This is a genomic window from Geodermatophilus sp. SYSU D00700 (assembly GCF_054050255.1).
The window spans coordinates 1-2,961 of the sequence record NZ_JBJGZA010000075.1 but is presented as its reverse complement, the minus strand read 5'-3'; the positions used below and the strand labels follow the sequence as shown (position 1 = coordinate 2,961).

Genomic DNA, 2,961 nt, shown 5'->3' with positions numbered 1-2,961 from the left:
CCCCCCCCCCCCCCCGCCCCCGCGCCCCCCCCCCCCCCCCCCCCCCCCCCCCCCCCCCCCCCCGCCCCCCCCCCGGCCCCGCCCCCCCCCCCCGAGCCTCGGCCCGGGAGGCGTGCGCGGGCGTCGGCGCCCGGGGTGATCTCCAGGGGCCGGTCCGTCGTACCGGGGGAGGACCCCGGGCGCGACGGGGCCGGGAGGACGGGCCGGTCGCGCCGCGGTTGACTGCGCCGCATGACGCCGTCCCTGCGGGTCCTGACGCTCAACGTGCTCGGCCCGGCCAACCCGGACTGGGCCCGGCGCAGCGCCCTGATCGGGGAGACCCTGCGCCGGCTCGACGCCGACGTCGTCGCCCTGCAGGAGGTGCCCGTCGCGGACGGCACCGTCGAGGAGCTCCTCGGGCCCGGCTACACCGTCACCGCGTTCTCCCGGGCCGCCGCGGACGGGGTGGGCGGGGCGCTGGCCACCCGGGCACCGCACCGCGTCGTCGAGGAGGTCGACCAGCGCTGCACGCCCCGGGCGCAGGACTTCCCGTGGTGCGCCACCCTCGTCGTCGAGGTGGACACCCCGGTCGGCCGCACGCTGGTCGCCCACCACAAGCCCAGCTGGCAGTTCGGGTACGAGTACGAGCGGGAGCGCCAGGCGCTGGCCGCCGCCCGGGTGCTCGAGCTCCTGGCCGACGGCGCGGACCACGCCGTCGTCCTGGGCGACCTCGACGCGACCCCCGACGCCGCGAGCGTGCAGTTCTGGCACGGCCGGCGGTCGCTCGACGGCACCAGCGTCTGCTACCAGGACGCCTGGGGGACCCTCCACCACACCGACCCGGGGTTCACCTTCGACGCGCGGAACCCGCTGGTGCGGGCCGGCGAGGTGGCCACCGCGGTGAGCCGGCGCATCGACCACGTCCTCGTGCGGGCCGGCGTGCACGGCCCGACGCTGCAGGTGGTGGCCTGCGCCCGGGTGCTCGACGAGCCGGTCGGCGGGGTGTGGGCCAGCGACCACTCCGGCGTCGTCGCCGACCTCGCGCTGCCCGGTCACCCGCCGGGCTCGTGGGCCTCCTGACGGTCCACAACCAGGTGGTTGACAACGTTGGCACGCCTGCCTACGGTCGTACTCAACCGAGAGGTTGACGAAGGAGGTCGCAGGTGGCGTCAGACCCGCTCTCCCGGGCGTTCGCGGCGCTGGCCGACCCGACCCGGCGCGACATCGTCGCCCGGCTCGCGGTGGGCGACGCGACGGTCGGCGAGCTCGCCGCCCCCTACGACGTGACCGTGCAGGCGGTCTCCAAGCACCTGCGGGTGCTCGAGGACGCCGGCCTGGTCAGCCGCACCCGGGAGGCGCAGCGCCGCCCGGTGCACCTCGAGGCGGAGGTGTTCGACCTGATGACCAGGTGGATCGAGCGCTACCGGCGCCAGGCCGAGGAGCGCTACCGCCGCCTCGACGACGTCCTCCGGTCGATGCCGGACGACACCCACGAGAAGGGAACCCGTCATGAGCACCGCCACCCGTGAGACCCGGATCGTCGCCGACCCCGAGGTCCCGCTCATCCGGATCACCCGGGAGTTCGACGCCCCGCCGGCCAAGGTGTTCCGCGCGCACACCGACCCCGAGCTGGTCGTGCAGTGGCTCGGCCCGCGGGGGATGGAGATGCGCATCGACCACTTCGACTGCCGCACCGGCGGCTCCTACCGCTACGTGCACAGCGACGCCAACGGGGAGTACGCCTTCCACGGGTCCTTCCACGAGGTCCGCCCCGACGAGCGGATCGTGCAGACCTTCACCTTCGAGGGGCAGCCCGACGGCGTCGCGCTGGAGAAGCTCGTGCTCACCGACCTCGGCGGCGGCCGCACCCGCCTCGAGTCGACCTCGCTGTGCGACTCCTTCGCCGACCGCGACGCGATGCTCGCCAGCGGCATGGAGGTCGGCGTCGTCCAGGGCTACGAGCGCCTGGACGAGGTGCTTGCGCGCTGATCCTCAGGCGCGCAGCGAGATCGTCTCCCCGCGCAGGACGGTCCGCAGCTCCCCCGGCGCCCGCCGCTCGGCGACCTCCCGCACGAAGTCGCCGAGCGGCGAGGCGAACCGGTCGTAGTCGTCGTAGTGCACCGGCACGGTGACCGGCGGCTTGAGCAGTTCCACCAGGTCGGCGCCCTGCCGGCCGTCCATGGTCACGGTGACCCCGAGCGCCTTGGTCCCGCCCAGGTGCGGGACGACGACGTCGAGCGGCCCGCAGCGCTGCAGCACCTCGCCCAGCCACGGGCGGAACAGGGTGTCGCCGGTGACGTAGCCGCGCCAGGACACCTCGCCGCCGCGCAGCAGCTCCAGCACGCTGCCCATCACCGGCGGCAGGACCGCGGCCAGGGGGCCCGGGCCGTGGACGCCGGGCACCGCGGTGATCCGCAGCGTCTCCTCGCCGCGGGTGACCTCGTGCACCTGCCAGGGCCGCAGGTCGGCGGTGGCGTGGAAGCCGCGGGCCGCCAGCGTCCGTGCCGCGGCCTGCGTGGTGACGACCGGCGTGGCCTTGTCGATGGTGGCGTAGGCGATCCGGTCCCAGTGGTCGCCGTGCAGGTGGGAGAGCAGGACGGCGTCGAGGTCGGGCAGGTCCTCGGGCAGGATCGCCGGGTCGGTCAGCCGCTTGGTCCACAGGCCCTTGCCCAGGTACACCCGCTGCCCGCGGCCGATGAAGTTCGGGTCGGTGAGCAGGGTGAACCCGCCCAGGCGCAGCAGCGTCGTCGCGTTGCCGCCGAAGGTGAGCGTGACGTCGGCGGTGCTCTCGTCGGTGGAGCCGGCGCTGCGGTCGGCACTGCCCGGGTCGGCGGTCATGCCGCGGGTGCTACCCCTGGGCCCGGGTCGGGGGGGGGGGGGGGGGGGGGGGGGGGGGGGGGGGGGGGGGGGGGGGGGGGGGGGGGGGGGGGGGGGGGGGGGGGGGGGGGGGGGGGGGGGGGGGGGGGGGGGGGGGGGGGCGGG

General features: G+C 76.5%; 4 protein-coding genes. 3 read left to right on the top strand and 1 reads right to left on the bottom strand.

Translation table 11 applies throughout. The features are described 5' to 3' along the window. The first annotated feature begins 231 nt into the window (after positions 1 to 231). The 3 genes from ACI79V_RS24330 (at position 232) to ACI79V_RS24320 (ending at position 1,968) form a co-directional block, all read left to right on the top strand. Positions 232 to 1,059 carry an endonuclease/exonuclease/phosphatase family protein gene (locus ACI79V_RS24330; protein ID WP_456893503.1) on the top strand — a complete coding sequence of 276 codons (828 nt, stop codon included), beginning with the start codon at positions 232 to 234 and terminating at the stop codon, positions 1,057 to 1,059. 83 nt (positions 1,060 to 1,142) lie between these two features. After that, positions 1,143 to 1,508 (top strand): metalloregulator ArsR/SmtB family transcription factor, encoded by a 366-nt coding sequence (locus tag ACI79V_RS24325; protein WP_456893501.1) that lies wholly within the window; start codon positions 1,143 to 1,145, stop codon positions 1,506 to 1,508. Continuing rightward, the gene (locus ACI79V_RS24320; RefSeq protein ID WP_456876950.1) at positions 1,489 to 1,968 is read left to right on the top strand and encodes an SRPBCC family protein; all 480 of its coding nucleotides are present in this window, start codon (positions 1,489 to 1,491) and stop codon (positions 1,966 to 1,968) included. Before ACI79V_RS24325 ends, ACI79V_RS24320 begins: the two co-directional genes overlap by 20 nt. Before the next feature lie 3 nt (positions 1,969 to 1,971). Here ACI79V_RS24320 and ACI79V_RS24315 read toward each other — a convergent pair whose 3' ends face one another. Continuing rightward, the gene (locus ACI79V_RS24315; RefSeq protein WP_456893499.1) at positions 1,972 to 2,817 is read right to left on the bottom strand and encodes an MBL fold metallo-hydrolase; all 846 of its coding nucleotides are present in this window, start codon (positions 2,815 to 2,817) and stop codon (positions 1,972 to 1,974) included. Positions 2,818 to 2,961 lie beyond the last annotated feature (144 nt).

What these genes read in the sequence shown, in the direction of transcription:
- ACI79V_RS24330 (WP_456893503.1), top strand. Translation starts at nt 232, where the DNA reads ATGACGCCGTCCCTGCGGGTCCTGACGCTCAACGTGCTCGGCCCGGCC.
- ACI79V_RS24320 (WP_456876950.1), top strand. Translation starts at nt 1,489, where the DNA reads ATGAGCACCGCCACCCGTGAGACCCGGATCGTCGCCGACCCCGAGGTC.
- ACI79V_RS24315 (WP_456893499.1), bottom strand. Translation starts at nt 2,817, where the DNA reads ATGACCGCCGACCCGGGCAGTGCCGACCGCAGCGCCGGCTCCACCGAC.